We start from the raw sequence: 3,454 nt of genomic DNA, 5'->3' as shown, positions 1-3,454 counted from the left end.
CCTTCGGGCTCCTTCCGCCAGGGCCATCAACCAGCATCTTTGTAGTGTAATCAAGTCTTCTTTTTAGGACGCTAATTCAGAAACAAAGGGTTTCAGTGAGCCCGATCGCGTAATCCCCATCTTTACGCGATTAACACGCAACAACCAGACTATCACGGTAAAAGGAGCGGACAAGGTCCTGGATTTCGTGCATGTGGACGATGTGGTTGAAGCGTTTTTACTCGTTCTCACCCAATTCGCCAAAGCGAAAAACCAGGTTTTCAATCTGGCGTCAGGAAAAGGAATTTCCCTGCTGGAAGTCGCAACAATAGTTAAATCCAAACTCAATGGATCGAACGACATTCAAACCGAGGGAAGCAGCCCCGGTGACGTAGTACAATCCATTTCAGATATCTCAAAAATCAAGGACCTTCTCGGCTTTTCACCCAAAATCGAGTTCGATACAGGAATTCAAAACGAAATCGAGGAACACAGTTCTTAACACCCCTATGAAAAAAATCCTATTACTTGGCGCTGGTGGATTCGTTGGCTCCCACCTCGCAGTTGAACTACTCAAACGCGAACGTTTTTCGATAACCGCGTTGGATATCACGCATGATAAACTCGACGAGGGACTGAGGCGGGCTGCGCAATTCGAACTCAACGATTCTCAACTCGTCGATAGTGCGCAAGAAATCGATGACATCGTCAGTAAAATCAAATACGTCGATCTGGATATTATGGATCCGGCACGACAGGACGATTTGAAATCTCTCATCTCGGAAAATGATATCGTCGTTAACCTGATAGCCATATGCAATCCAGCTGTCTACGTGAGTGATCCCATTTTCACATTTGATATTGGGTTCCGGGGGAACTTGAATGTTTTTGATATTTGCGTGAAATTTGATCGACGACTCATCCAGTTCTCCACCTCGGAAGTCTATGGAAAATCACCCAGCATTTACGTTGAGGATGGCGAGTTTCTATTCAATGAAGATTCGAGCAACTTAATCATGGGGCCCATCAACCGGCATCGATGGATATACGCCTGTGGCAAGCAATTGTTAGAACGCATTATACACGCTCACGGAATAAAAAAGAATTTTCACTATTCGATCATCAGGCCGTTCAACTACATTGGAGAAATGATCGATTATCTTCCTTCACAGAAAGAAGGAAGTCCCAGAGTTTTTAGTCACTTTATGGATGCGCTGTTAAATAGCTCTCCGCTGAAGCTGGTAAATGGTGGCAATCAGAAACGATGCTACACGTACATTAAAGATGCGACCGAAGCCCATGTACGAATCATTGAAGAGGAAGAGACCTGCGACAAAGAAATTTTTAATGTTGGCACCAACGACAATGAAACATCGATCCGCGACTTGGCCTTCAGAATGAGGGATATTTACGATAAACATTTCCGGACCGAAGGGCAGGCGCTATCCTCCATTGTCGATATCAGCGGATCCGAGTTTTACGGCGAAGGTTACGACGATGTCGACCGAAGGTTACTCGACAATTCGAAGCTGATCAAACTGACAGGATGGAAACCGGAATACGACTTGGATCAAATGCTTCTTCGCATTATGTCTTACTATGTCAGTCAGGTTAGGATGGATGTTTAATATTCGAAGTTCACGCCGGGGTTGAAACCAGCACGCTTAAAGCCGGTTTCCAATAAAATAGGGACGCAGCGAAAAAGAAATGCCGAAATGATTGAAAACTTGGCCAGAGGTGAGCAAGTTCGCGACTGAGGAGTTGGGAAAGCTTATAATCCCCCAATCCCACTTTCAGAATGACATCCGGCAATTTAGAATTTTTTTCCGCTATCGAAGTCTCCGAATCCGATGACCGATCGCTTGCTTTCGTAGAGTACATCAAATCATTTGAAGAGTTCGGTACGAAAACCCAGAGCTACACCATTCAAGTAGGGGAATTGCCCGTCCCGGTGTTTGTAAATGAATTCTGGACTTCCAAACAACGCGCCGCCCATCGCATTCACGAAGTCTCCTACCGGGCCTGCTTTAAACCCCAGCTGCCCCGGTTCTTCATAGATCAACTCACTCAAGTGGGAGACACGGTGCTCGATCCCTTTATGGGCCGGGGAACGACCCTGGTCGAAGCCGTGCTGATGAACCGTTTCGCGGTGGGCTGCGATATCAATCCGCTGAGCCGGATCATTTGCGAGCCGAGGCTGAATCCGCCCGAACTGGAAGCGGTAGCCAATCGGCTGGAGTCACTGGATTTGAACTACACGGGCGGCTGGCCGGAAGATCTTGAAGTTTTCTACCACCGAAAAACCCTGGAGGAACTCTGTTCGTTGCGTCAGTATTTTGCCGAGCGAGGAAATAAGATGGATGCCGCAGACAAGTGGATACAAATGGTGGCCACCAACCGGCTAACCGGACATTCGCCGGGCTTCTTTTCTGTCTATACCCTGCCTCCCAACCAGGCGGTTACCGCCGATCGGCAACGGCTCATTAACGAAAAGCGAAATCAGACACCTGAATATCGGGATGTTAAAGCCATCATTCTGAAAAAAAGCCGGACTCTGCTAAAAGAGATCGATGAATTGAACCGGCACAGTTTTGAGACCTACGGCGCGAAAAGCAAAATAGTAGTCGGCTCCTCAATTGAAATTCCGGGAATTAAAACCGGCTCGGTAAACCTGGTCGTAACCTCCCCACCCTTTCTGGATGTTGTCGATTACGCTACCGATAATTGGTTGCGCAGTTGGTTCAACCACATCGATCCGCAGACTATCCCCATCACCATTCTGCGCAAAGTTGAAGACTGGCGAAGTTACATGACCAAAACATTCGCCCGGCTTAAGACCTTATTGAAAAAGGGCGGTTATGTCGCGTTCGAAGTCGGAGAAGTGAAAAACGGAAAGATCAAACTGGAGGATCATGTCATCCCTGCCGCGGAAAAAGCCGGGTTGGTCCCGATCCTCGTTCTTGTCAACGACCAGGAATTCACCAAGACGTCCAACTGCTGGGGCGTTTCCAATTTGGAAAAAGGCACCAATACCAACCGGATAGTACTGCTTAGGAAACAATGAAAAGTCCTTCACGGTAAACTGATGGCTTTGCTTACTCCAGGCCACGTTCAATTTGGAATCAGCTTTCTTAAGAACAAGCCACTGATTTACCTGAAGCCGACTACGTACTCAGGATATTCTTGGGAGTATTTCCGGTCATATTAACAACCTGAGATCCTATGCCTTAGACCGGGAAAGGCAGGTTTTCCCACTTGACCTGACGATGTCAAAAAGTTTAATATTTTGAAAGTCAGGACGGGCTAAGGACCGTTTTGATCCGCGAGGTCACACTCCTAGTTTGCAATTTGATGAAAGCCATTCGACACATCACTGTCGCTGTCATAGCGTGGTTTCTGGCTAGCACGACCCTGTTCGAAAAGCCTTCCGGAAGGAAGGTTTTCTTTTTTTTGGTTCGTAGTTCAGGCTTGAGGA

At 47.2% G+C, this 3,454-nt stretch carries 2 protein-coding genes and 1 pseudogene; all 3 read left to right on the top strand.

Going from position 1 to position 3,454, the window contains the following annotated elements; all coding sequences use genetic code 11:
- Positions 1 to 106: 106 nt before the first annotated feature.
- The 3 genes and pseudogenes from O3C43_25015 (at position 107) to O3C43_25005 (ending at position 3,043) form a co-directional block, all read left to right on the top strand.
- Positions 107 to 481, top strand: a pseudogene (locus O3C43_25015) (GDP-mannose 4,6-dehydratase).
- Between the two features lie 7 nt (positions 482 to 488).
- Positions 489 to 1,607: an NAD-dependent epimerase/dehydratase family protein gene (locus O3C43_25010; protein ID MDA1069751.1), complete on the top strand. Its 1,119-nt coding sequence runs from the start codon at positions 489 to 491 to the stop codon at positions 1,605 to 1,607.
- Positions 1,608 to 1,777: 170 nt separating this feature from the next.
- Complete coding sequence (locus O3C43_25005) at positions 1,778 to 3,043, top strand: DNA methyltransferase (protein ID MDA1069750.1); 1,266 nt, start codon at positions 1,778 to 1,780, stop codon at positions 3,041 to 3,043.
- The last annotated feature ends 411 nt before the right edge of the window (positions 3,044 to 3,454 follow it).

This window comes from Verrucomicrobiota bacterium (genome assembly GCA_027622555.1).
Taxonomy (GTDB): domain Bacteria; phylum Verrucomicrobiota; class Verrucomicrobiia; order Opitutales; family UBA2995; genus UBA2995.
The sequence above is the reverse complement of the archived record's forward strand: the minus strand, read 5'-3'. Positions and strand labels throughout refer to the sequence as shown.

What these genes read in the sequence shown, in the direction of transcription:
- O3C43_25010 (MDA1069751.1), top strand. Translation starts at nt 489, where the DNA reads ATGAAAAAAATCCTATTACTTGGCGCTGGTGGATTCGTTGGCTCCCAC.
- O3C43_25005 (MDA1069750.1), top strand. Translation starts at nt 1,778, where the DNA reads ATGACATCCGGCAATTTAGAATTTTTTTCCGCTATCGAAGTCTCCGAA.